At 71.1% G+C, this 25,272-nt stretch carries 17 protein-coding genes and 3 pseudogenes; 10 read left to right on the top strand and 10 right to left on the bottom strand.

Features of this window, described 5'->3' with window-relative positions; all coding sequences use genetic code 11:
• Positions 1–11 precede the first annotated feature (11 nt).
• Positions 12–1,430, bottom strand: a complete 1,419-nt coding sequence (locus ACIO52_RS07700; protein ID WP_402642512.1) for an HAD-IB family hydrolase — start codon at positions 1,428–1,430, stop codon at positions 12–14.
• Positions 1,430–3,859, bottom strand: a complete 2,430-nt coding sequence (locus tag ACIO52_RS07695; protein ID WP_218717518.1) for a glycerol-3-phosphate 1-O-acyltransferase — start codon at positions 3,857–3,859, stop codon at positions 1,430–1,432. Before ACIO52_RS07695 ends, ACIO52_RS07700 begins: the two co-directional genes overlap by 1 nt.
• A 193-nt stretch (positions 3,860–4,052) precedes the next feature.
• Between ACIO52_RS07695 and ACIO52_RS07690 the strand changes: the two genes are divergently transcribed.
• A complete protein-coding gene (locus ACIO52_RS07690) occupies positions 4,053–5,339 on the top strand; it encodes a salicylate synthase (RefSeq protein ID WP_402642508.1) in 1,287 nt (428 codons plus the stop codon).
• Between the two features lie 117 nt (positions 5,340–5,456).
• Here the strand turns inward: ACIO52_RS07690 and ACIO52_RS07685 are convergent, their stop codons facing one another.
• The gene (locus ACIO52_RS07685; protein ID WP_402642505.1) at positions 5,457–7,076 is read right to left on the bottom strand and encodes a (2,3-dihydroxybenzoyl)adenylate synthase; all 1,620 of its coding nucleotides are present in this window, start codon (positions 7,074–7,076) and stop codon (positions 5,457–5,459) included.
• Between the two features lie 161 nt (positions 7,077–7,237).
• Between ACIO52_RS07685 and ACIO52_RS07680 the strand changes: the two are divergent.
• The 4 genes and pseudogenes from ACIO52_RS07680 to ACIO52_RS07665 all read left to right on the top strand — a co-directional run.
• Positions 7,238–8,980: pseudogene (locus ACIO52_RS07680) on the top strand (condensation domain-containing protein); the annotation flags it as partial.
• Positions 8,981–9,079: 99 nt separating this feature from the next.
• Positions 9,080–11,020 (top strand): annotated as a pseudogene (locus ACIO52_RS07675) (amino acid adenylation domain-containing protein); the annotation flags it as partial.
• A 76-nt stretch (positions 11,021–11,096) separates the two neighbouring features.
• Complete coding sequence (locus ACIO52_RS07670) at positions 11,097–11,960, top strand: oxidoreductase (RefSeq protein WP_316573457.1); 864 nt, start codon at positions 11,097–11,099, stop codon at positions 11,958–11,960.
• A gap of 94 nt (positions 11,961–12,054) precedes the next feature.
• On the top strand, positions 12,055–12,525 hold the full coding sequence (locus tag ACIO52_RS07665) for a carboxymuconolactone decarboxylase family protein (RefSeq protein WP_316573458.1): 471 nt from the start codon (positions 12,055–12,057) through the stop codon (positions 12,523–12,525).
• Positions 12,526–12,568: 43 nt separating this feature from the next.
• Here the strand turns inward: ACIO52_RS07665 and ACIO52_RS07660 are convergent, their stop codons facing one another.
• Complete coding sequence (locus ACIO52_RS07660; RefSeq protein WP_402642501.1) at positions 12,569–13,387, bottom strand: NAD(P)H-binding protein; 819 nt, start codon at positions 13,385–13,387, stop codon at positions 12,569–12,571.
• 314 nt (positions 13,388–13,701) lie between these two features.
• Between ACIO52_RS07660 and ACIO52_RS07655 the strand changes: the two genes are divergently transcribed.
• Positions 13,702–14,790, top strand: a complete 1,089-nt coding sequence (locus ACIO52_RS07655) for a 3-deoxy-7-phosphoheptulonate synthase (RefSeq protein WP_316573460.1) — start codon at positions 13,702–13,704, stop codon at positions 14,788–14,790.
• Positions 14,791–14,841: 51 nt separating this feature from the next.
• Here the strand turns inward: ACIO52_RS07655 and ACIO52_RS07650 are convergent, their stop codons facing one another.
• The gene (locus tag ACIO52_RS07650; RefSeq protein ID WP_218717510.1) at positions 14,842–15,459 is read right to left on the bottom strand and encodes a LysE family translocator; all 618 of its coding nucleotides are present in this window, start codon (positions 15,457–15,459) and stop codon (positions 14,842–14,844) included.
• Positions 15,460–15,556: 97 nt separating this feature from the next.
• Here ACIO52_RS07650 and ACIO52_RS07645 point away from each other — a divergent pair.
• Together ACIO52_RS07645 and hrpB are read left to right on the top strand one after the other, a co-directional pair.
• Positions 15,557–16,531: pseudogene (locus ACIO52_RS07645) on the top strand (Rpn family recombination-promoting nuclease/putative transposase); the annotation flags it as partial.
• 84 nt (positions 16,532–16,615) lie between these two features.
• Positions 16,616–19,468, top strand: a complete 2,853-nt coding sequence (gene hrpB / locus ACIO52_RS07640) for an ATP-dependent helicase HrpB (protein WP_402642497.1) — start codon at positions 16,616–16,618, stop codon at positions 19,466–19,468.
• 342 nt (positions 19,469–19,810) lie between these two features.
• On the opposite strand, the gene ACIO52_RS07635 is transcribed toward hrpB, so the two are convergent.
• Entirely contained in the window at positions 19,811–20,350 is a 540-nt protein-coding gene (locus tag ACIO52_RS07635) for a class I SAM-dependent methyltransferase (RefSeq protein ID WP_402642494.1), read from the bottom strand.
• A gap of 90 nt (positions 20,351–20,440) precedes the next feature.
• Positions 20,441–21,019, bottom strand: coding sequence for a GNAT family N-acetyltransferase (locus ACIO52_RS07630; protein ID WP_218717507.1), 579 nt, complete (start codon positions 21,017–21,019; stop codon positions 20,441–20,443).
• A gap of 67 nt (positions 21,020–21,086) precedes the next feature.
• On the opposite strand from ACIO52_RS07630, the gene sigJ reads away from it, so the two are divergent.
• Positions 21,087–21,980 (top strand): RNA polymerase sigma factor SigJ, encoded by an 894-nt coding sequence (gene sigJ, locus ACIO52_RS07625; protein ID WP_218717506.1) that lies wholly within the window; start codon positions 21,087–21,089, stop codon positions 21,978–21,980.
• Between the two features lie 48 nt (positions 21,981–22,028).
• On the opposite strand, the gene ACIO52_RS07620 is transcribed toward sigJ, so the two are convergent.
• Entirely contained in the window at positions 22,029–22,157 is a 129-nt protein-coding gene (locus ACIO52_RS07620; RefSeq protein ID WP_316573465.1) for a hypothetical protein, read from the bottom strand.
• 261 nt (positions 22,158–22,418) lie between these two features.
• Between ACIO52_RS07620 and ACIO52_RS07615 the strand changes: the two genes are divergently transcribed.
• Positions 22,419–23,597 (top strand): pyridoxal phosphate-dependent aminotransferase, encoded by a 1,179-nt coding sequence (locus tag ACIO52_RS07615; RefSeq protein ID WP_402642489.1) that lies wholly within the window; start codon positions 22,419–22,421, stop codon positions 23,595–23,597.
• Positions 23,598–23,605: 8 nt separating this feature from the next.
• Here the strand turns inward: ACIO52_RS07615 and ACIO52_RS07610 are convergent, their stop codons facing one another.
• On the bottom strand, positions 23,606–24,271 hold the full coding sequence (locus ACIO52_RS07610) for a trimeric intracellular cation channel family protein (RefSeq protein ID WP_255587448.1): 666 nt from the start codon (positions 24,269–24,271) through the stop codon (positions 23,606–23,608).
• Positions 24,272–24,427: 156 nt separating this feature from the next.
• Positions 24,428–25,024, bottom strand: coding sequence for a LysE family translocator (locus tag ACIO52_RS07605; RefSeq protein WP_402643535.1), 597 nt, complete (start codon positions 25,022–25,024; stop codon positions 24,428–24,430).
• Positions 25,025–25,272 lie beyond the last annotated feature (248 nt).

Raw genomic sequence — 25,272 nt, 5'->3', positions numbered from 1 at the left:
TCCGGCCGGGCTCAGTCGGCCTGCGGCCAGTCCAGCAGGGTGTTCTCGAACAGCCGGCGGACGCTTTCGACCTCGTCGTCCATGTCGGTGGGGTCCCAGCCGGAGACGTCGATGGGCGGCAGTACCGCGACATCGACGACTCCGGACCGGGCGATCGGTGAATCGCGCCAGGCGATCTCGCCCGCGTTGCGGATCACCACGGGGATCACCGGGACGCCGGCCTGGATGGCGATGTGGAAGGCGCCCTTCTTGAACGGGCCGACGCCGGGCGTGTAAGACCGGGTGCCCTCCGGCGCGACGGCGATGGACAGGCCGTCGCGCAGGGTCGAGACCACCGGCGCGAGCGCGGCTTTGGCGCGTTCGGTGTCGGTGCGGTCGATGAAGGTGACGCCGACGAACCGCATGAGCGGGCCGAACAGGGGATGGTTGGCGAGTTCCTTCTTGCCGATGCCGGTGACCGCGCCGTCGAGCACCTTGGGCACGATGATCACGTCGAACTGGCTCTGGTGGTTGAACAGGAACACCGCGGGGCGCGGGGAGCGGGCGTGCTCGGCGCCGACGACCCGCAGCCGCACATCGATCGCCGCCAGGGTCGCGGTGGTGCCGTCGTGCATCAGCGCGTCGGCCATCGCCTGACGCTCGCGGGTGTAGCTCTTGCGCAGCACGCCGACCAGCGCGCCGCCGAGGAGCGCGGCGAACCCGGCGAGGGTGCGCAGGTAGTCGACCGGCCGCGGGGCCTGCCGGGGCCGGAACGTCAGCGCGGGCCAGCCGCGTTCGGTGGCGAGCTCGGCGAGTTCGGGATCCGGGTCGACGACCGTCGGGATCTCGGCCAGGTCGAGCAGCGTCAGATCGGTGATGCTGTCGGCGTAGGCGTAGCCGATCTGCACTTCGGCGGCGGCGGCGAATTCGGCCACCGCCTCGGCCTTCTCGACCCGCCACAGTGGCGCGCCGTCCGGCTGCCCGGTCACGACCCCGTCGCGCACGGCCAGCTGGGTGCACAGCACGTGGTCGATGCCGAGCCGCTCGGCGGCGGGCTGCACCTGGAAGCGGGTGAGCTCGCTGACCAGCACCACCGTGTGCCCGGCGAGCTGATGCGCGCGCACGAGCTGCCACGCCTCGGGGAACAGCCGCCCGTAGATCTCCCGGCGGAAGGCGCTGCGGCCCAGCTCGTCCAGCTCGGCCTCCGACATCCCGGCCCAGCTCCGTTCGACGGCTTGCAGGAACCGCCCGAAGTCACCGTCGCCGCCACCGCGCCGAATGCCCCCGAGCAGTGCGGCCCGGCGCGCGTCGCCACGGCGCAGCACCCGGCTCGGCAGCCCACGGCGGGGCAGCCCGTCGACGACGGTGCCCCCGAAGTCGAACACGGCGGCGACGCCCGGTCCCTGCGGACCCGACCTGATCGCGGCGACGGCCGCGGCGCGGGTGCCCATCAGATCGTGGTCCGGTTCGACGGGTCGAGGCTGGCCGCGCGCGCGATGCGCTCGCCGAGATCACGCAGCCGATCGGCGAATTCTTTTCTGCGCGCGACCAACTCGTCCTCGGCACCCTCGGGGGCTGGGCCGATCAGTCCGTGGTTGGCCGCCAATTTCCAGGCGCTGGTGAACAATTCGGTCGATACCGATTCGGGGCTGTGCAGCCGCTGCTGCAACAGCATCTGCTTGCCGACGGCGACGCACTCGTCGATGAACTCCTTGCGATCGATCGTCGCGTCGGCCGGGCGCGCGGCCAGTCGCTCGGCCACCACGAGCTGGGCGTCGAAGAACGAGCGCAGGACGCGATGGGCCATCACGAACCCGGAATCGGTGAGCGCGCCGAGGAATTGACGATCCAGCCGGTCGTCGGGGGTGTTCTCGTCCCATTCCGGCACGATCAGGCGCACCTCGTCGATGATCTGCTCGGCGAATTCCTGGCGTTCGGGGAAGAAGAACTCGAACTTGAGCAGGTCGCGCAGCGCGAAGGCGGCCTTCCAGGCCGAGCGCAGCGGGTCGTCACCCGGTTCCTCGACGGCGGTGAGCGCGGCCAGCTCGAGGATGGCGCGGTTGACGAACCAGTGCACCGCGCTGTTGCGATAGAAGGCGGCCTCCAGGTGCGCGCCCGGTTCGATCGCGTAGACCGGTTCCAGCCCACCGCGATACACGGTGACCACCCCGGCCAGCGCGAGCTGTTCCAGCACTACACGCAGGCCCTGGTCGTCGCGCAGGGCGGACAGCTCGCCGCTGGGCAGGCCGCGCTGGGCGATATAACCGAGCACCGGGTCGACCACGGTGCGGACCTGTCCGAGCGTCAGCGCGCGCTCGTGCACGCCGAGCAGGGCTAGGGTGACCAGCGCGTTCACCGTGATCGGGGTGACGGCGTTGATCCCGACGGCGACGTCGAAGGCCAACCGCTGCACCGCTTTGCGCTCGGTCTCGCTCAGCGCCGACTCGTCGGGAACGCTTGTCGCGCCGGTCGTGGTGTCGCGCAACGGGATGGTCGTCGGCCGCTGGTCGAGCGGATCACCGTGCGCGCCCAGCCGTTCCCGCGCCGAGAGCGGCTCGCCGAAGCGCACATACACGCGTCCGGCCGAATGCTGCTGGCTGCGGACATATCTGGCGAGCCAGCCGATGCCCTCCGGCTTCTTCTTGCCGCCGGACTGTTCGCTGGCGATCGCCCCCAGCTCGTTGAGCCGCTCGTAGGTGATCGACACCGGCACCAGCAGCACGTCTTCGACGCGGCGTGAACGGACCGCGGCGGCGAGGTAATTGAGCAGACCGTAGCGCGGCGGCCGCAGCTTGCCGGTGCGGGTGCGCCCGCCCTCGAAGTACCACTCCATGTTGAATCGCTTGGCCAGCAGATAGGCGAAGTACTCCTCGACGACGGCCTTGTACACCTCGTCGTCGCCGAAGCTGCGGCGGATGAACACCGTTCCGGTGCGCCGCGCGATCGGGCCCATCGGCCAGAAGTTCAGGTTCGCGCCGCCGATCACGTGATTGGGGGGGAAGTCGTTGCGCGCCAGCACGTCACCGAGGACGAACGCGTCGACGTAGGAGCGGTGCGAGGGCAGGAACACCAGCGGGAACTTGCGGTTGAGCTTGCGCAACGCGTCCAGGCCGTGCAGGTCGGTGTCGACCTTCCAGGTCGAGGCGTGCACCGGCCGCATGGCCTGGGTGAACAGGTCCGAGACCAGTCGGCTCTGCGCGGCGACGAGCTCGCGCAGCGCCTTCTCCGCGTTGCGGTACACCTGGTCCGGCTCGGAGCCGATCTCCTCGGCGATGTAGTCGAGTTTGCGCTGGAATTCGGGGGAGTCGAGGATCTCCTCGGCCACCAGCTGCGGCACCTTGTAGCGGTCGCCGATCACGGTGCGTTCGGCCCGTTCCAGCGCCACCACGGCCGCGCGCACCACCGACCGCGCGAACGGATCGGCCGAGCCGGCCCGCAGCAGGGCGGCGGCCTCGGGGTTGTTGGTGCGCAGTTCGCTGAGCCGGGCCGGCGCGCCGACGAGCACCCGGTGCCGGTCGGGTTCGGTGCGCAGCAGCCTGCGCTGGACCAGTCGATTGGGCTTGCGGGGGTTGGTGAGCAGGGCCAGATCGGCGAAGGTGACCCGGCGGACGCCGTCGCGCTCCGGCGGCAGCCACAGCACCCGGACCGGGACGACGAGTGGGTCGTCGTGCCTGCCGACCAGGCGTTTGGTGATCGCCTTGGCGTCGAGGTCGAGCTGGGTCACCGGGGCGTCGGAGCCGATGTCGCGGGCAAGCCCGCCCTCGGCGATCCAGTTGCCGATCAGTTCGCGTTCGACGCCGGAGGCCGCGTCGACCAGGGCGACCACCGAGTCTGCCCCGGATCCCGTTCGCGGGCCGCGCCGCCCACCGATGTCGATCATCCCTCCATTCAAGCGGCAGTTCCGCCTCGGCGCACCGAACTTCGACGACAGCGCGTGGCGGGGACCGCTCGGGGTGGCATAGGTTACCCAATGCTGGGCTGGCCAATCGACGAGGTAATGCTAACCTAACCCGAAGAAGTTAGGTCAGCATTACCTTGGAGGATCGTTGTCGTCGACGGAGCAGCCCGTACGGGTGGAGTATGTGACCGATCCAGCGGCAGCGATGTCTCGTCTGGCGGCGGCGGACCGCTTCGGTGAGTACGTGATGTACGAGCAGCCGGGGGAGTGGGTGTTCGCCGCCGATCCGCTCGGCAGCGTGGAACTCGACGCCGGTGAGCTGCGCACGGTGTGGGGCGGCAAGACCACCGCGCGCGCGTGGACGGGCAGTCCCGCGCAGGTCGTCGACGCCGCGCTGGCCGAACTGCCGCTCGACGGCCGCAACGCCTTCGGCTGGATCGGATTCGAGTTCTGCGCGTACTCGCTGGCGGCCACCCGCTACCTGAACCAGCGGACCCCGCTGGCGCACCTGATGATTCCGCGGATCGAGGTGCGCATCGACGCCTCCGGCGTGCGGATCAGCGGTGCGACCCCGGGGGAGGCGTGCGATATCCACGACCTGATCGCCGCGTCGCAGGGCACCGACCTGCCGGTCGCGCACCCCGTCGACGTGCGGCCCGACCCGACCGGCTACCAGGACCGCGTCGCCGCAGCGGTGGCCGAGATCCGTTCCGGCAGCTATCAGAAGGTCATCCTGTCGCGGAAGGTCGCGCTGCCCTTCGCCGTCGATGTGCCCGGCACCTATCGCCTCGGCCGCGCCAACAACACCCCCGCCCGCTCGTTCCTGCTGCGCCTGGGCGGGCTGGAAGCGGCCGGGTTCAGCCCGGAGCTGGTGGCCTCGGTCGACGACGATCGCATCGTCACCACCGAGCCGCTGGCGGGCACCCGCGCCTTCGGGCTCGGTGTCGAGGCCGACGACGCGGCCCGCGCGGACCTGCTCGCCGATCCGAAGGAGATCGTGGAGCACGCGATCTCGGTGCAGACCTCGTTCGCCGAGATCACCGAGGTGGCCGCGCCCGGCACGCCCGCTGTGTCCGACTTCATGGCGGTGCGCGAGCGCGGCAGCGTGCAGCACCTGGCCTCGACCGTGCGCGGCACCCTCGCCGCCGACCGGACCAGCTGGGACGCGCTCGAGGTGCTGTTCCCCTCGGTGACCGCCTCCGGCATCCCCAAGCGCGAGGGCGTCGACTCCGTCTTCCGCAACGACTACGACCCGCGCGGCCTGTACTCCGGTGCGGTGGTGTGCGTCTCGCCGACCGGCGCGCTCGAGGCGACCCTGGTACTGCGCGCGATCTATCAGACCGGCGAGGGCGCCTGGCTGCGCGCCGGTGCGGGCATCGTCGGGCAGTCGCGGCCCGAGCGTGAGTTCGAGGAGACCTGCGAGAAGCTCGGCAGCGTCGCGCCCTACGTCGTCAAGGCTTGAGCCTGTCCGCGAATTCTGCCGATCGTCGGGTGCGCGGGACATGGGCATCGGGCCGACGGTGGTGGCCGTCGGCCCGTGCCGGGCGTACCCGTGTTCACGCGAGATCAGTGCGCGGGGTCAGGCGAAATCGGCGCGTAGGGCCTTCTTGTCGATCTTGCCGACGGCGGTGATCGGCAGCGAATCCGCCTGGCGCACCAGGTCGGGCAGCTTGTAGGTGGCCAGCCCGCGCTCGGTGAGGAAGGTCTTGATCTCGCCCAGGCTGGGCAGTTCGCCGGTGACGACCAGGACCACGCAGGCCTTCTCGCCGAGCGAGGCGTCCGGCAGACCGACCGCCGCCGCGTGCCGGATGGCGGGATGGGCGAGCAGGTGCTCCTCCAGCTCGTCGCACGAGATGTTCTCGCCGCCGCGGTTGATCACGTCCTTGATCCGGCCGCTGACCACCAGGTGCCCACTGGGCAGCTGCCGCACCAGGTCACCGCTGCGGTAGTAGCCGTCGGGGGTGAAGGCGCGCGCGTTGTGTTCGGGCGCGCGGTAGTACCCGCGCAGCGTGTACGGGCCGCGGGTGAGCAGTTCGCCCTCCTCGCCGGGCGCGACGTCGTTGCCATCGGCGTCGACGACGCGCAGTTCGTCGGCGGGGGAGAGCGGGCGGCCCTGAGTGGTGTAGACCAGCTCGTCGTCATCGTCGAGGCGGGTGTAGTTGAGCAGGCCCTCGGCCATGCCGAACACCTGTTGGAGACGGCAGTGCAGGGCCGGCTCGACGTCGCGGGCGTTGACCTCGGCCAGACGCGCGCCGCCGACCTGCAACAGCCGCAGCGAGCTCAGGTCGGCGTCCTCCCAGTCGACCGCCGCGCTCCACAATTGGGCCAGCGGCGGGACGACCGCGGTGACGGTGACGCCGTGCTTCTCGATCGCGGCGAAGGCCGCCTCGGGGCTCGGGTCGAGAGTGAAGGCGATCGCGCCGCCGGTCGCCACCACGCCGAGGATGCCGGGGCAGGCCAGCGGGAAGTTGTGCGCGGCGGGCAGGGTCGCGAGGTAGACGTCGTCGGCGGTGAGTTCGCAGATCCGGGCGCTGGCGGTCGCGTTGTAGGCGTAGTCGTCGTGGGTGCGGGCGATCAGTTTGGGCAGGCCGGTGGTGCCGCCGGAGACCAGCATCAGCGCGATCTCGGACGGGTCGATCACCGGCAGTGATGCGCCGTCGGCCGCGATCGAATCCAGCGCGGTGAACTCACCCGGATCACCGGCGACGAGGACGTGGCGCAGGCTCGGGACGGCCTGGCGCACGGTGGCGGCGAGCTCGCGGTAGTCGAAATCGCCCAGGGTGTCGGGGATCAGGTAGGCCACGGCGCCGGAAAGCGCGGCCAGGTGCTCGATCTCGGCGCGGCGATGCGCGGGCAGGGTCAGCACGGGGATGATGCCCGCTCGCAGCAGGCCGAACAGGGCGGTGGCGAACTCGGGAATGTTGGGCAGCTGCACGACCACCCGGTCGCCGGGTTCGATGCCGAGCGCGAGCAGGCCGTGCGCCATCCGGTCGGCGGCGGCGTCGAGGTCGGCGTAGGTGCGCACGCCCGTGTCGGCGAGGATCGCGGGCCGGTCCGGCTGGGTGCGGGCGGAGTCGCGCAGGAGGTCGCCGAGGGTGCGTCCGGCCCAGTAGCCATCGGCGCGGTACTGCTGTGCGGCGGCCTCGGGGAAGGGGACGTAGCCCTGGCGATGGTCTGCTGCGGCTGATGTCGACGTCACGTTCTGCCTCGCTGCTCTGGCCGGTGGTCCGGTGGTTCGGCGCCCGCGTCGCAGGCTACCCTTGCATAGGTTAGGCAACCCTATCTCAATGGAGTAGGCTGCCGCCGAGCAGTACCGGAATCCGTCCGGCCACGGACGGCGAGCAAGGAGTGAACCGGCAGATGGATACCGCACCCGCAGGCGTCGTGATCGACCGCGCCGAGATCCGCGCCGCGATCGCCCGCCAGCTCGAGCTCACGCCCGACGATGTCGCCGACGCCACCGACCTCATCCAGCTCGGCCTTGACTCGATCCGCACCATGAAGCTCGCCGGCGGCTGGCGCAAACGCGGTATCGCGGTGAACTTCGCGCTGCTGGCGGCCCATCCGACGGTCGACGCCTGGTACGCCTTACTCAACGGCGCGCATCCGGACGAACTCGATGCCGCCGCTCCGAATCCGTCCGCGGAGGATGCGTCGCGGGCCGGCTCCGCCGAGGGCTCGGCCGCCGCACCGGGCGCGGTAGCGCGTGGCCCGCTCGTGCGCGACCGCCTCGAATCCACGACGGCTGATGCCGCGCGGCCCGTCGGCGACCCGGTCGGGGCCCCCGACTTCGAGTCGGCGGCAAGCGAATCGGAGATCGTCCCCGACGACGGGACGCCGTTCGCGCTGGCCCCCATGCAGCACGCCTACTGGATCGGCCGGTCCGACGCCCAGGAACTCGGCGGCGTCGCCGCGCACCTCTACGTCGAATTCGACGGCGCGGATGTCGATCCCGAGCGGCTCGCGCGGGCCGTCGACCAGCTGCTGGTGCGCCACCCCATGCTGCGCACCCGGTTCCTGCCCGACGGCACCCAGCAGACCCTCGACCGTCCCGGTCGCCCCGTCTACAGCGTCACCGACCTGCGTGCGTCCTCCGCCGAGGACGCCGAGCGGCGGCTCGGGGACCTGCGGACCGCGCGCACCCATCAGCGGATGGCGGTGCAGGACGGCCAGGTGATCGATATCGCGCTGACCCGCCTGCCCGACGGCCGCACCCGCCTGCACCTCGATGTCGACATGCTCGCCGCCGACGCGATGAGCTACCGCATCCTCGTCACCGACCTGGCCCGGCTTTACCACGGCGAACAGCTGCCGCCGCAGGACTACACCTTCCGGCAGTACCTGGCCGAGCACCCGGCGGGCACCGGTGACGAGCACGCCCGCGACCGCGCCTGGTGGCAGGATCGTCTGCCCGAGCTGCCCGGCTCGCCGGAACTGCCGCAGTCCCAGCACATTTCCGACCCCAGCCGGACCGTCCGCCTGCACCGCTGGCTGTCGCCGCAGGCCAAGGCCCAGGTGTTCGACGCCGCCCACGCGCGCGGCATCACCCCGGCGATGGCGCTGGCCTCGGTGTTCGCCGAGACCATCGGCGGGTGGTCGGCGCAGCGCCGGTTCCTGCTGAATCTGCCGCTGTTCCACCGTGAGCCGGTGCACCCGCAGGTCGACGGCGTCGTCGGCGACTTCACCTCCTCGGTGCTGCTCGAGGTCGACGTCACCGAGCCGGCCACCGTCGCCGACCGGGCCCGCGCCCTGCAGCAGCGGCTGCACGAGGCGGGCGCGCACTCGGCCTACTCGGGCCTGGAAGTGCTGCGCGATCTGGGCAGGCACCGCGGCGAACCAGTGCTGGCCCCCATCGTCTACACCAGCGCGCTCAACCTGGGCGAACTGTTCGCCGACGCCGTCACCGACACCTTCGGCGAGCCGGTCTGGATCATCTCGCAGGGCCCGCAGGTGCTGCTGGACGCCCAGATCACCGAGGTCCGCGGCGGCCTCCTGCTGAACTGGGACATCCGCGAATCCGCCTTCCCCGCAGGCATGGTCGAGTCCATGTTCGCCCGCTACATCGAGGCCATCGAACGTCTCGGCGGGCAGACCTCCGCGCCTGCCGACGCGCCGGTGAGTGTCGAGTCGGTCGCCGGTGCCACCGAGCCCGTGGCGGACTCCGCGACGCCGGAGGCGGCCGACCCCGGTGGCCGGGGACGGTCTGCCGCCGCGATCGGCGGTGCCGGGTGGCAGGCCGAGGCAGGCGTGCGAATTCCGGTGGAGCAGGCCGCGACTCGGGCCCGCGTGAATGCCACGGCCGGTCCGGTCAGCGGGGGACTGCTGCACACGGGCTTCTTCGCCAACGCCGCCACCAACCCGTCCGCGCCGGCGGTGCTCTGGGAGCCCGCCGGGCAGCTGACCTACGGCGAACTGGCCGCCGACGCGCTGGCGGTCGCCGGTGCGTTGCGTGAAGCCGGTGTGGCGCCGGGTGATTCGGTCGCGGTGCAGCTGCCGAAGGGACCGGATCAGATCGTCGCGGTGCTCGGTGTGCTGGCGGCCGGCGCGGTGTACGTGCCGATCGGCTTCGATCAGCCCGCCGCCCGGCGCGCGGAGATCCTGCGCACCGCCGACGCGGTCGCGGTGCTGACCGTCGGCGGCGCGCGGATCCCCGACGTGCGAGCGATCGATCTGGCAGAGGCCCGCGCGCACGCGGAACCGTTGGCGCGCCCCGTCTTCGGTGATCCGGAGAACATCGCCTACGTGCTGTTCACCTCCGGCTCCACCGGCAAGCCCAAGGGTGTCGAGGTGCCGCATCGCGCCGCGATGAACACCATCGACGACCTCAACGAGCGCTTCGGCCTCGGCGCCGCCGATCGGGCACTGGCCCTCTCGGCGCTGGAGTTCGACCTGTCCGTCTACGACATCTTCGGCCTGCTCGCCGTCGGCGGCGCGGTCGTCGCGGTGGACGACACCCAGCGCGCGGACCCGGTCGCGTGGGTGGACCTGATCGGCCGCCACCGGGTGTCGATGCTCAACTGCGTTCCGAGCCTGCTCGACATGCTGCTCACCGCCGCGGCGGGTGCGGCACTGCCGTCGCTGCGCACGGTGATCCTCGGCGGCGACTGGGTCGACGTGGCCCTGCCCGCGCGCCTGGCCGCGGTGGCGCCGGAGTGCCGGTTCGCCGGTCTCGGCGGCGCCACCGAGACCGCGATCCACTCGACCATCTGCGAGGTCGTCGACGCGCGGGTGCCCGCCGAGTGGAGCGCGGTGCCCTACGGCACCCCGCTGCGCAATGTGCGCTGCCGCGTCGTCGGGCCCGCGGGCAACGACTGCCCCGACTGGGTCACCGGTGAGCTGTGGATCGGTGGCGACGGCGTCGCGGCCGGCTACCGCGCCGATCCGGAACGCACCGCCGACCGGTTCGTCACCCACGAGGGCGTGCGCTGGTACCGCACCGGCGACCTGGCCCGCTACCTGCCCGACGGCGGCCTGGAGTTCCTCGGTCGCGCCGATCACCAGGTCAAGATCCGGGGTTACCGGGTGGAGCTCGGCGAGGTGGAGAGTGCCCTGCGCGCGGTTCCCGGCATCCGGCACGCGGTCGCGGCCGTGGTCGGCGCCGCGGCCCCGAAGCTGGTCGCCGCGGTCGTCGCCACCCCGGGCACCGCCCTCGACGTCGATGCCGTGCTGGCGGCGACCGCCGAGCTGGTGCCCGCCTATATGGTTCCGACCCGGCTGGAACTGCTCGCCGAACTCCCGCTCACCTCGAACGCCAAGCCGGACCGCAAGGCGGTGCGCGCGGTGTTCGAGCGCAGCGAGACCGTGGTCGAATTCGTCGCGCCGCGGACCGATCTGGAGCGCGCGCTCGCGTCGGTGGTCGGCGAGGTGCTCGCGACCGAGCGGATCGGCGTGACCGACGACTTCTTCGCCCTCGGCGGCGACTCGGTGCTCGCCACCACCGCCGTGGCCCGCATCCGCGAGTGGCTCGACGCTCCCGACACCGTCGTCGCCGACCTGTTCACCGCGCGCAGTATCGCCGGGCTGGCGGCGCGCATGCTCGAACGGGAAGCCGCGGCGGGCGCAACCGGCAGGCTCGAGGCGGTCGCCGCGATGTACCTCGAGGTCGCCGCGATGACCGACGAGGAAATCCTCGCGCAGTCCTGATGACCAGAGCCGGTGCGAACCACGCACCGGCTCTTGTCGATTCGCGCTTTGCGCAGGTCGCAGTAGACTTTCGCCGGTGAGCAAGTGGACTACCGCGAACCTGCCCGACCAGACCGGCCGCACCATCGTCGTCACCGGAGCCAACAGTGGCTTAGGCGCCGCCACCGCGCGGGCGCTCGCCGGCGCGGGCGCCCAGGTGATCCTGGCGTGCCGAGATACGGGCAAGGCGGAGCGGGTCGCGGCGAGTCTGCCGGGCGAGACCGAGGTCCGCCCGCTCGACCTGGCGAACCTGAACTCGGTGCGGGCCTTCGCCGACTCGATCGAGCGGGTCGACGTGCTCATCAACAACGCGGGCGTGATGGCGCTGCCGCTGCGCCGCACCGCCGACGGCTTCGAGATGCAGTTCGGCACCAACCACCTCGGCCACTTCGCGCTCACCAACCTGCTGCTCGACCGGGTCACCGACCGGGTGGTCACGGTGTCCAGCGGCGCGCATCGCATCGGCCGGATCGATCTCGACGACCCCAACTGGGAGCGCCGCCGCTACGACCGCTGGATGGCCTACGGCCAGTCCAAGCTGGCCAATCTGATGTTCGCCTACGAATTGCAGCGCAGGCTGGCCGGGGAGGGCGCCGCCGTGGTGTCGGTCGCCGCGCACCCCGGCTACGCCGCCACCGAACTCATGTCGCACACCGAGACCATCCAGGACGCGGTCATGTGGCTGGGCAACCGCACCCTGGCGCAGAGCGCCGAGCAGGGCGCGCTGCCGACGCTGTTCGCCGCCACCGCCGACATCGTGCCCGGCGCGTTCTACGGCCCCGACGGCCTGCTCGGCCTGCGCGGTTACCCGGCCCGCTGCGGCAGCAGCGCCGCGTCGAAGGACCGCGCGGTCGCGGCCGAACTGTGGGAGCTCTCCGAGAAGCTCTGCGGCCTGATCTGAGATGCGGTGACCGGCATCACCTTCGGTGATGTCACATCCCGGGTGGCTCCCTCGTCCTCTCTGTAGAACCCCACAGAACGACGAAGGAGCCATCATGGAACCGCGCTTCAACCTCTTCGGTAACCCCGTCGCCGCCGGCTTCGCCAAGCGCCTGACCATGGCGAGCAAGGTGATCGACGATTCGACGCTGGACAAGGTGACCTACGAGCTGGTGAAGCTGCGCGCCTCGCAGATCAACGGCTGTAGCTACTGCACGGACATGCACTTCAAGGACGCCGTGCACGCGGGCGAGTCCGCGACGCGGCTGAACCTGGTCGCCGCCTGGCACGAGGCCACCGTCTTCACCGAGGCCGAGCGGGCCGCGCTCGCGCTGACCGAGGAGGCGACCCGCGTCGCCGACGGCGGCCACGTCTCCGACGACACCTGGGAGCAGGTGCGCAAGCACTTCGACGACGACCAGACCGCCGCGCTGATCGCCGCCATCGCGATGATCAACGCCTGGAACCGGATGAACGCCATCGCCCGCACCCCCGCGGGCGACTACGTCCCCGGTCAGTGGGGCTGAGCGAGCCGGTGCCCGCGCGGCCCCGCCGGTGACGACGTCGCGGTCAGCGGGGCCGCGTGAACCGGTGCCCGTGTTCGGCCGCCCACTGCGCGAACGTGCGCGCCGGGCGGCCGAGCACCTGTTCCACCGTCGGATCGACCGTGTACGACTCCGGGCTCGACTCGGCGTACCAGCCGATCACGTACTCGGCGTCGGCCCGCGAGACGCCGGTGGCCAGCAGCCGGTCGACGGCCTGCTGGTGGGTGATCTCGGCGAACTCGATCGGCCTGCCCGCCGCCGCGGCCAGGATCGCGATCCGCTCGCGGGTCGTGAGCGGCGCGGGTCCGGTCAGGTTGTAGGCGCGGCCGTGATGGCCGTCCTCCAGCAGTGCCGCCGCCGCGACCGCGCCGATATCGGCCTCGTGGACCACCGCGCTCGGGTGGTCGTAGGGCTCGCGGACCACGCCGTCGGCCAGGATCGTCTCCTGCCAGGTGAGCGCGTTCGACATGAACTCCTGCGGCTCCAGCCGCGTCCATTCCACGCCGGACTCGGCGACGGCCCGCTCGACCGGCCCGACGCCGCCGCCCCAGACCACGGTGATGCGGCGCAAACCCGCGTCGACCGCCCGGCCGATCAGCTCCGGTCCGACCTCGGCCAGTCCGGCCGTCGCCGTCACGTGCAGCCGGTCGACGCCGTGCCAGGCGTCGTCGAGGGTCGACGGCACGGTGTGCGTGCCGGTGACCAGTTCCACCTCCGCGCCGAGCAGCGTGCGCGCGGCGGCGGCATCGCGGGTGAGTGCCTTGACCTTCTCTCCGCGACCGACGAGTTCGCGGACCACCTGGCGGCCGGTATTGCCGGTCGCGCCCGTAACCAGTGTTGTCACAGTCGTTTTCCTTTCCTCGGCTACCGACGCTAAAAGCTCGAGCAAGGTAGAGGTCAAGGGTTTCGGTCTGCGGACCCGCGGGCGCGGCGGTGTGATGGTCCGCACTCCGGGCAACCATGCCCCGGCCGACGACGTTTCACCGGTGGTACAGTCCACGGCATGCAGCGCGCATATTTCTGGTTTAGCGAGCCGGCCCTGGGTGGGCCGGTCTGCGACCCTGCGCGCTGACCTCTTCCACCCCGAGCCGGACACTGACCGGCTCGACGGGTTCGCGAAAGTCCGTGGGTCGGCCTCGAAGAATAGGAAACCCACACATGACCACCGCAGCCGATGTCGACTCGCGGCATTCCGATCTCGATGATCAGCGCACCCTCAGCGTGAGCCCCCTGCGCTCGCCCGCCGAGGTCCGCACCGTCCATCCCATCACCGACCAGCTCGCCGACACCGTGCGCGCCGGCCGCAAGGCCACCGTCGACGTGCTCAACGGCGACGACGACCGCCTCATGGTGATCGTCGGCCCGTGCTCGGTGCACGACCCGGCCGCCGCGCTGGACTACGCCCGCAAGCTGGCCGCCAAGGCCGCCGAGCTGAGCGACCGGCTGCACGTGGTGATGCGGGTGTACTTCGAGAAGCCGCGCACCACGCTGGGCTGGAAGGGGCTGATCAACGATCCGCACCTGGACGGTTCGTTCGACGTCAACACCGGCCTCGGCATCGGCCGCAAGGTGCTCGTCGACATCACCGCGCTCGGTCTGCCGGTCGCGTGTGAGTTCCTCGACCCGATCACCCCGCAGTACATCGCGGACCTGGTCTCCTACGGCGCGATCGGCGCCCGCACCGCGGCCAGCCAGGTGCACCGCCAGCTGTCCTCGGCGCTGTCCATGCCGGTCGGCATCAAGAACGGCACCGACGGTGACGTGCAGGTCGCCGTCGACGGCGTGCGCGCCGCCGCGGCCAGCCACGTCTTCCCCGGCACCGACCTCGACGGCCGCTCCGCGCTGATCCGCACCACCGGCAACCCGGACTGCCACGTCATCCTGCGCGGTGGCAGCAACGGCACCAACTACGACGCCGCCTCCGTCGCCGAGGCCAAGCTGCGGCTGGAGAAGTCCTCGCTGGCCCAGCGCGTGGTCGTCGACGCCAGCCACGGCAACAGCAACAAGGACCATAACCGCCAGGTCGACGTCGTCACCGACATCGCCGAGCGGCTCGCCGCCGGCGAGCAGGGCGTGGTCGGCGTCATGCTGGAGTCGTTCCTCGTCGCGGGCCGCCAGGACCTGACCCTCGGCAAGGCCGACGAGCTCACCTACGGCCAGTCCATCACCGACGCGTGCATCGACTGGGACGTCACCGCGGCCCAGCTCGACCGCCTCGCCGCCGCCGTCGAATCCCGGCGCGGCTGAGCCTTTCTCGTCCTGTGGCCCCGGAGAAATCCGGGGCCACAGTGCTTTCCGCTACTGGTTCTGCACCGCGAGGCGACCGGCCAGCGCGACGAACGAGGCGCCGAACACCCGTCGCATCCACGTCACCACGACCGGTCGCGCCAGAATGTGCGAGCGCACCGCCGCCGCGGCCGCCCCGTAGACGGCGAAGACCACGAAGGTCGCCAGCATGAACAGCCCGCTCAGTTCGAGCATGCGCGCCAGGGCATTCGGGGCGCCGGTGGGCACGAACTGCGGCAGGAACGCGAAGAAGAAGATCGTCAGCTTCGGGTTCAGCACATTGAGCAGAATCGCCGACCCGATCACCTTCCGCGCCGACGGCGCGGGCCCCGCCTCCGCGTCGGGAACCCCCAGCGCTCCCTTGTCCCGGAAGGTGCTCCACGCCATGTACAGCAGATAGGCGACGCCGAGATACTTCAACGTCTGAAACGCGACCGCACTGGTGTTCAACACGGCCGCCAGCCCGGTGATCGCGGCGATCATGTGCGGCACGATGCCGAGCGTGCACCCGAACGCCGCGACAACGCTGGCCCGCACCCCCCGAGCCAACCCGGCAGCCAGCGTGAACAGCACCCCGGTCCCCGGCGTAGCGACGATGACGAGCGTGGTCAGCACGAATTCGATGCTCATCTCCCGCAGGGTAACCGCTCGCCGAACCTCGAGGAAGGCCCATCCCCGGCGAGCGTAGGGTGTGCCGGTGACCGGGCGCTGAGGCAACCCACACGACAGCTTGTTTCGTGGCATCACGGGCGAGCCGACCTACGCGGCTTCCGAATTGCGGTCGGTGCTACCCGAACGCCTGTCCGCCTGGCTGAATTGGTCGACGCTGCGCAAAGGGCCCGCCGACTACGTCACCGAAGAGATGCCGGTCCGGTTCGGTGACTTACTGTTCGAGGTCGACAGTCGCGACGGTGCCGCCCTCATCTACGTGGCGATGGAGCATCAGAGCAGCAGCGACGAATTGATGCCGTTCCGGATGATCGAGTACCTGACACAGATCTGGGCGCGTCATCTGCGCAAGGCCAAGCCGCGACCGAGACGGTTGCCCGTCGTCATTCCGCTGGTTGTGCACATCGGCTCACAGGGGGCCCGCTGGAGTCACTCGACACAGTTCGTCGACCTTTTCGAGATACCGGCGGGCGTGGCCGACGTGCTCGGTGACTACCTGCCGCGATTCCGGTTCATGCTCGACGACATCACGGCGGTGGATTCGGCAGAACTGGCCGAGCGCCCGCTCGCACCGGAAGTGCGGCTGATGCTGAATGTGATGAAGTCCGCCCCGAACAATTCCGATCTGGGTCGGGCGCTCGCCGAATGGACCGCCGACCTGGCCGAGGTAGCCGATGGCGTGGACGCCTTTCGGGTCCTGAATATGCTAGTTCGCGACATTATGCTGGTCGGTGAGACCGAAGAGAAGGCGTTGACGCCGCTGTTCGATGGGCTCGGACCGGAAGCGAAGGAGGCGCTCGTGACTGCTGCTGATCGGCTTCGTGCCGAGGGGGAGTTGCGTGGGCGTGCCGAAGGCGAGGCTCGAGGAGAAGTTCGGGGCGTGGTCAAGACGCTGCTGAATCAGCTCCAGCTCAAATTCGGTGTTGTGCCTGCTTCTGTTGTCGACACCGTCCGTGCTGCCGACCCCGAGGATCTGAATCGATGGGCTGGGCAGATTCTGACCGCGAACACGATCGAGGAAACGCTGCGCTGATCGCTGTGGCGGCCGCCGGGACGAGTTCGCGAGCCGGCCGGGTGCGTGCTGGAGGTTTGTTCTGGGTCGGCACACTGGTAGGCGATGAAGCTGCCTGAACTACCTGATCTGCCGGTGCGGCCCGCGCTGAGGGAGATCGTCGAGACGCTGGTCGAGCGGGGGGTGGCGGTGCTGGTCGCGCCGCCGGGGACCGGGAAGACGACCCTGGTGCCGTTGGCGTTGGCGGCGGGGACCGCGGGGAAGGTTGTCGTGGCCGAGCCACGGCGGCTGGCGGCGCGGGCGGCGGCGGCTCGGATGGCGGCCTTGCTCGGGGAGCGGGTGGGGGACAGCGTCGGGTATTCCGTGCGCGGGGATCGGAAGGTCGGGTCGCGGACGCGGATCGAGGTGGTGACCTCGGGGCTGCTGGTGCGGCGGTTGCAGAGTGATCCCGAGTTGGATGGCGTCGGCACCGTCGTGCTCGACGAATGCCACGAGCGGCACCTGGACGCCGACCTGCTGTTGGCCCTGCTGCTCGACGCCCGCTCCGGACTCCGGCCCGACCTGCGGGTCCTCGCTACCTCGGCGACGGTCGCTGCCGGTCGCCTCGCGGTGCTGCTCGGCTCGGGGGAGGCGCCGCCGGGCTCGGCGCCGCCATCGGCGGGTGGTGCGGGCACTGCGCTCGAGGCTGGCCCGATGGTCGGGGGCGGCGCGGTGTCGTCGGCGGTCGTGGCTGATGGCGGTGCGGCGGACCCGGCCGAGTCTCGCGTGGGCCCGCAGGTTCGGCCCGGCGTGCGCTCAGTGGGCGCGGAGGTTCGGCCTGCCGTGGGCTCGATGGGCGCGGAGGTTCGGCCCGGCGTGGGCTCGGCTGATGTGTCCGGCGGTGGCTCGGGGGCGCGGGTGAGCGCTGACGCGATGGGCGCGGCACCGGTGGTCGAAGTTCGGGGGCGGGCGTATCCGGTTGCGGTGGACTATGTTCCGGCGCTGGCTCGGGAGCGGGTGGAGGCGCAGGTCGCGCGGGCGACTCGGCGGGCGCTGGCCGAGACCGAGGGGGATGTGCTGGTGTTCTTGCCCGGCGTCGGTGAGATCACTCGGACCGCGGGGTTGTTGCGGGATCTCGACGGTGTCGACGTGGTGCCGCTGCACGGGCGATTGGGGAGCTCGGTGCAGGATGTCGCGTTGCGGCCGGGGGCCAGGCGGCGCGTCGTATTGTCCACGGCGGTAGCCGAATCCAGTCTCACCGTGCCCGGGGTTCGCGCGGTCGTCGACTCGGGTCTGTCGCGGGTGCCTCGCATCGATCACCGTCGTGGGTTGTCCGGCCTTGCGACCGTGCGGGTTTCGGCCGCCGTCGCCGAGCAGCGCGCGGGGCGGGCCGGGCGTGAGGCGCCTGGTCATGCGTGGCGCTGCTGGCCCGAGTACGAGCATCAGACGCTGCCCGCCTATCCCGAGCCGGAGATCCGCACCGCCGAACTCACCCGCCTCGCACTGGAATTGGCATGCTGGGGAACTCCCGACGGCACCGGCCTCACCTGGTGGGACGCCCCGCCCGAAGGTGGTCTCGCCGCCGGCCGTGCGGTCCTGCATGCCCTGGGTGCCCTCGACGACGCGGACCACGTCACCGAACGTGGCCGCGCCATGGCGGCCCTCGGCCTGCACCCCCGCCTCGCCCGCGCCCTCCTCGACGGGGCCGCCGACGTCGGTGCTCGCGCGGCCGCCGAGATGGTGGTTCTGATGGATGACGATGCCCTCGCCTCCGGGGTCGACGCGGCAGCTGCCCTGCGCGCTCTGCGCGCCGAACGACCGCCCCGCTGGACGCGAGAGGTCCAACGCCTGATCCGGCTGATCGATGCGAGCGCGGGCGCGGCGACAGCTGGTGACCAGGGCGCTGGAGCCGCCCGCGGTGGTCCGAACGCCGGGTCGGCTGCTGGGCGGCGTGGCGGAGCGAAGGTTGCGGGCGATGACCGGGGTGGTGTCGTGAGTTCGGCGTCGGCGGATCCGGCGGCGCTCCTCATCGCGTTGGCGCATCCGGAGCGGTTGGCTCGGCGGCGGGCGAACGGGGCGTCGTATCTGATGGCGGGTGGGACGGCGGTGACCTTGCCGCCGGGGTCCGGGCTCGCGGCGGCGGAGTGGCTCGCGGTCGCGGTGGCCGATCGGGATCCGGGGCGGGCCGAGGGGCGGATTCGGTTGGCGGCCATCGCCGATGAGGATCTCGCGCGGGCGGCCGCGCCGGGGTTGGTGACGCGGGCCGACGAAGTGCGCTGGGAGTCCGGTGATGTCGTCGCCCGGCGGGTGGAACGGCTCGGGGCGATCGTCCTGTCGGAAAAGGCCCTGCGCGAACCGGATTCGCGATTGCTGGCAGAAGCGGTGCGCGAGGGGTTGCGTTCGGAGGGGCTCGACCTGCTGCGCTGGGACGAGGACGCCCGTGGTCTGCGCCAGCGCCTCGACTTCCTGCACCGCACCCTCGGCGCACCCTGGCCCGCCGTCGACGACGACACCCTGCTCGCCGACCTCGATGCGTGGCTCGGCCCCGAGCTCGGCACGGCCCGCCGTCGCTCCGACCTGGCTCGTATCGACGCCGGCACCGCGCTGCGCCGACTGCTGCCCTGGCCGGCGGCCGCCCGCCTCGACGAGCTCGCCCCGGAACGCCTGGAGGTGCCGTCGGGCAGCCGCATCCGCCTCGACTACAGCGCCGACCCGCCGGTGCTGGCGGTGAAGGTCCAGGAGATCTTCGGCTGGACCGAGCCGCCCACCCTCGCCGGCGGCCGTGTCACGATCGTGCTGCACCTGCTGTCGCCCGCCCAGCGTCCCGTCGCCGTCACCGCCGACCTCCCGTCCTTCTGGCAGAACGGCTGGCCGCAGGTCCGTGCCGACCTCCGCGGCCGCTACCCCAAACACGCCTGGCCCGAGGACCCCACCACCGTCACAGCCCACCGAGGCACCGCCCGCAACGCCAACCGCTGATCCCGACGACCGGACGTTCGCACGGGGCACAGGCGATAGGCACGCCCAGCGTCCGCTCAAAGGTGAGAGATCGAGCCCGGCCCGGGACCATCCGACAGCGTTCCGAATCGGTCACTCCTGACGGCGAGAGTGCTTCGGCCGGGGCGGATCGCGTCGTGGCCCGGTCTGCGCACGCGCCCGCAGGTAAGGCGGTCACGCGGTCACGCGGTGACGCCGTGGGGCGGTGACGCCGTGGGGCGGTGACGCCGTGGGGCGGTGACGCGGTGAGGTGGTGACGCGGTGACAGGGAGACGCGGTGACGCGGTGACGCCATGGGGGTGGCGCGGAGGCGCGGTGGACGCTCTACCTCGATACCGCCCGTGCGGCCAGGAGGTCGCCGGAAGTGGTGATTTCGCAGCGGAATCCGGCTGCGGCGAAGCGCGTGGTGAGTTGGTCGGGGGTAGGTTTCGGGCTGGTAGGCGGATCGGTAGGGCTGCCGTAGCCGTAGCAGAGCCACAGTCGCCCGGTGGGGGACAGGCACTCTCGGATCATCGACCAGGCCGCCGTCGCGGGGCCGGTCCAGAAGAGGTTGACGTTCACCGCGAACACGAGGTCGAAACGCCGGCCCCCGTCGAGCTGGGCCAGCACCGTGCTCGTCGACGCCGGGCCGATCGCCCCCTCGACCAGCCGAACCCGGCCGTCCGCGATCTCGGCGGCGCAGCGTTCCTGGGCCCGGCCGATCGCGGTGGCCGACCGATCGAGACCGACGATCCGCCCGCTCCGCAAGCGGTCCGCGATCCGCGGCAGCGAAGCGCCGGTCCCCGGCCCGAACTCGAGCACACGGTCGTCCGCCCGCACACCCATGAGGTCGGCGAACCACTCGAACCGCGCGTCGTCAGACATCGGAACTCCTCGGAGTGCCCATGCCTCCATGTTGACACGCCGCCTCGGCAATCGATTCTGGTCACCGTGGGGTCGGCCCGGACCGGCGGCTCAGCGCGGCGCGATCTCGGCAGGCCAGCCTTCGGCGAAGACGCCGGGGTCGGTGGCGAGGCGCGCCGCGTGCCATTCGTCGACGCGAGTGCCGCGCTGCATCCCGCCCTGCCGGGCCAGGCCCTCGTAATGGAACCCGACCCGGCGGACGGCGGCGGCCGAGGGATGGTTGCCGACCATGGCGCGCCAGGTGACGCGGTCGAGGGCGAGGCCGTCGGGGGCGAAGGCGAAGTCGCAGGCCAGGGTGATGGCGCGGGTCATCAGGCCCTTGCCGCGGTGGTCCGCGGTGAGCCAGAAGCCGATCTCGCAGACGCCGGGGCCCCGGGCGTGCAGGCCGAGCATGCCTTCGACGGAGCCGTCCGGGGCGGTGCGCAGCGCCCAGACCGGCGTGTTGCTCGCCCAGCCGGGGGCGACGACCGTGTCGAGGAATTCCTCGGCGTCGGAGCGGGCATAGGGAACGGGGATCGTCGTCCAGTGGCCTACCTCGGGGTCCTGGCAGCACTCGACGATGCGGTCGATGTCGGCACCGGTGGGGCGGGTGAGCCAGAGGGTGCCGTCGGTGAGCGTGTGCTCGTACATCGTGTCATCGTGACAGGTCGGCGCCCGGTTTCTCAGCTGGTTTTCGCCGTCCGTAGGATCTGCGGCGATGGTTTCCCCGCTTCTCGCCGACCTGTTCGAATCGCATCGAGCGCATCTGCTTTCGGTGGCCTATCGGCTCACCGGCAGCGTCGGCGACGCCGAGGACGCCGTGCAGGAGAGCTGGCTGCGGATGGCCGGTGTGCACCAGTCCGAGATCGAGGACCTGCGGGCCTGGCTCACGACCGTGGTCAGCCGGATCTGCCTGGATCACCTGCGCAGCGCGGCGGTGCGCCGGGAAACCTATGTGGGGCAGTGGCTGCCCGAGCCGATCGTCACCACGGCGAGCAGCACCCCGGATCCGCTGGACGTGGTGGTCCGGCATCAGGACAGCCGGCTGGCGGCGCTGGTGGTACTCGACGCGCTGACTCCGCAGCAGCGGGTCGCGCTGGTCTTGCACGACAGCCTGGACGTGCCGTTCGACGAGATCGCCGACATCCTCGGGGTATCGGCCGACGCCGCACGGCAATTGGCGGTGCGCGCCCGTAAGGCGGCGGCGAAGGCGCCGCAACCGGTCGCCGACGAGGTGCACGACGCGGCGGTGCGACGCTTCCTGGCGGCACTGGCCACCGGCGACGTCGAGGCGGTAGCCGCCACCCTGCATCCGGCCGCGACCTTCGTCGCCGATGCCGGCGGCACCACCAGGACGGCGCTCAATGTCGTTGCGGGAGCGGAGAAGATCGCGCGCCTCGCGCTCGGCCTGTGGCGCAAGCAGCAGGAGGAACCGGGTCTGGAGCTGGGCTTCGCCACGGTGAACGGGCAATCGGGCCTCGTGTTCACCGATCCGAACTCGCCGTTCGGTCGCCCCGTGCGGGTGCTCGGCTTCGCGGTGCGCGAGGGAAAAGTCTGGGCTGCCTACGATTTCGCCAATGTGGCGAAGCTGTCGGGCGCGCGGTCGCGTTGACCCCGCGTCGGACCGGACCCGCGCGATCCGGTCCGACGCGCCGAGTGTCTACGGGTAGGTCGACCCCCACTGATGGTCGCCGGTGGACGAACCGAGGTTCATGTCCCCGGTCGAGGAACCCATGTTGTTGTCCGGGGTCGCCGAGCCGGTGAAGTAGTCGACGATGGGGCTGCCCATCAGGTGATCGTGGATGAACCGCAGAGCCGAACCGGCAACCTCCGACGCAGCCGGGTCGACAATGAAATCGAGCAAGGGTGAGGCCATAAGGAGCCCCTTTCGATATGCCACCACGCTGTGGTGTGTGAGGTAGAACACGGCGAGGCTAGCTCAGCCTGGGTGATCGCACAATAGTGCAGGTCAACCCCGCAAAACGTTTGTGAAACATGCGTGTTCGCTATCGGTCGGCAACGGTGCCGAAAAGTGGGATACGCTGCGGAGATGTCGTCTGCGCCGCCCACTGTCTCCCGTTTGCGCCCGTTCGGATCGACCATCTTCGCCGAGATGACCGAACTGGCCCTCCGCCATGACGCGGTGAATTTGGGGCAGGGATTTCCGGATACCGACGGACCCGCGGGCATGCTCGAGGTCGCCAGGGCCGCCATCGCCGACGGGCTCAACCAGTACCCGCCGGGCCGCGGCATGCCGGTGCTGCGCCAGGCGATCGCCGACGACCGCGCCCGCCGCTACGGCACCGCCTACGACCCGGCCACCGAGGTACTGGTGACCGTCGGCGCCACCGAGGCGATCAGCGCCGCCGTGCTCGGTCTGGTCGAACCGGGGCAGGAGGTGGCGCTGATCGAGCCGTACTACGACTCCTACGCCGCCTCGGTCGCGCTGGCCGGTGCGCAGCGGCGCACCGCGCGCCTGGTCGCCGACGGTGATCGTTTCGTCCTCGACCTGGACAGCCTGCGCGCCGCGATCACCCCGAAAACCCGCATGCTGGTGATCAATTCACCGCACAACCCCACCGGCGCGGTGCTCGACCGCGCCGCCCTCACCGCCATCGCGGAGCTGGCGCGCGAGCACGATCTGCTGGTGCTGGCCGACGAGGTGTACGAGCACCTGGTCTACGACGGCGTCGAACACATCAGCATCTCCACGCTGCCGGGCATGCGCGAGCGCACGATCGTGGTGTCGAGTGCGGCGAAGACGTTCAATGTCACCGGCTGGAAGATCGGCTGGGTGTGCGCGCCGGCGCCGCTGCTCGACGGTGTGCTCGCGGCCAAGCAGTTCCTCACCTTCGTCGGCGGTGGACCGTTCCAGCCCGCGGTCGCGCACGCGATCAACGCCGAGATCGACTGGGTGCACGCCCTGCGCGACAGCCTGTCCGACAAGCGGCTTCGGCTCTCGGCCGCGTTGCGTGACACCGGGTTCGGCGTCGCGGCCAGTTCCGGCGGGTATTTCGTGTGTGCGGACATACGCCCGCTCGGCGCCGAGGACGGGATGGCGTTCTGCCGGGAACTGCCGGCCCGGCTCGGCGTCGCCGCGGTGCCGGTGAGTGTGTTCGCCGACCACGCCGACGACTGGAAACACCTGGTGCGCTTCACCTTCAGCAAGCGCGACGAGACCATCGACGAAGGCGTGCGCCGCCTGCGCGCGGGCATGGCGGTGCGCTGAGGGCGCACTCAGTCGCGAGCGTGCCGGGCCAGCGGCGCGTGCCACTGGTAGTGGCGGGCCAGCAGGCGGAAGCCGATGGCGCCGACGGCGGCGAGCAGCCCGGTCCACGACCGGTACAGGTCGAAGTGCAGCAGGGTGGCCGTGGCGGCCGCGCCGAACAGGGCCGGGATCGCGTAGAGGTCCTGGTCGGGGCGCAGCACGCTGGGCACCTCGCCGCTGAGCACGTCGCGCAGGACACCGCCGCCGATGGCCGTCGTCATGCCGAGCAGCGCGGCGGTGGGCGCGCCCACCCCGGCCGAGTACGCGATGACCGTGCCGGTGACGCAGAACAGGCCGAGTCCGATCGCGTCGGCGATCTCGAGCGGCCCCTTGGTGAGCCGGCGCGAGGGCGCGATGAAGTACAGGACCAGCGCCGTCAGCAGCGACGCCGACAGGTAGGTCAGGTCGGTGAACGCGCCCGGCGGCGTGCGCCCGATGAGCAGGTCGCGCACGATGCCGCCGCCCAGCGCGGTGGCGGTGGCCAGGATCGCCATGCCGAACAGGTCGAGCCGCTTGCGCACGGCCACCAGCGCGCCCGATGCCGCGAACGAGACGACGCCCATCAGCTCGCCGCTGTGATGCACGGCGGTCAGCGCCGAATCCAGCTCCGTCGCCGACGGCCCGGCCGCGACCATCGCCACCAGCACCCCAACACTCACCACTCGCTCCTTCTCGCCTGCGCCACACAGCAGCGTGACACGGCGGGGTGCGGCGAGGGCGACCCGGCCACACGTGTCGCGTGCCCGTGGTCGCGCCGGCGAGCTCCGACAGCGCGTCGGGTCGTGCGGGGGTCAGGCCGGGGTCGGGCGGGCGCGGTCGGTGGCGAGCATGATCGCGATGCCGCCGAGCGCGGTGCCCATGAGGTACCGCTGGGTGCGCAGCCAGAGCGGGCGGGCGGTGAGGAACCCGGCCAGCCCGGCCGCGCCGAGCACGATCAGCGTGTTGACGGTGAGCGCGACGGTGATCTGGATCGCACCGAGCGACAGGCTCTGCAACCACAGCGCCCCGCGCTCGGGATCGACGAACTGCGGGATCAGCGCCATGTACATGATCGCGATCTTGGGATTGAGCAGATTGGTGACCAATCCCATGGTGAACAGTCGCCGGGCCGGGTCGACGGGCAGGTCGACCGGCGCGAAGACCGACACCCCACCCGGCCGCACCGCCTGCCAGGCCAGCCACAGCAGATAGCAGGCCCCGGCGAGCTTGAGCCCCAGGTAGAGCCCCGGAACCACCGCGAACACCGCCGTGATCCCGGCCGCCGCGGCCAGCAGATACACCCCGAACCCCGCCGCGACACCGGCCAGCGAGATCAACCCGGCGCGCCGGCCCTGCGCCACCGTCCGTGATACGAGATACATCATGTTCGGCCCCGGCGTGAGGACCATGCCGAGCGCCGCCGCACCAACCCCGAGTACCGCCGTAGTCTGAAGCACGCCCTGAGTCTGACCTGGTCAGCCGGGCCTTGTCGCGGTCCAGTCGACACCTGCTGGACCGCTCACCCACCGCTTCGCCCCAGGTCGTGTCGGCTCGGGTCCGTACAATCGACAAAGGCCGCCGAAGCGATCCGCCCGCGGCGGCGCCAACGTCAAACATCCAGGCCGAACGCACCCCGCACAGGGCGAGCTCGACGAGC

It is taken from the genome of Nocardia sp. NPDC087230, assembly GCF_044744725.1.
GTDB lineage: Bacteria > Actinomycetota > Actinomycetes > Mycobacteriales > Mycobacteriaceae > Nocardia > Nocardia canadensis.
The sequence above is the reverse complement of the archived record's forward strand: the minus strand, read 5'-3'. Positions and strand labels throughout refer to the sequence as shown.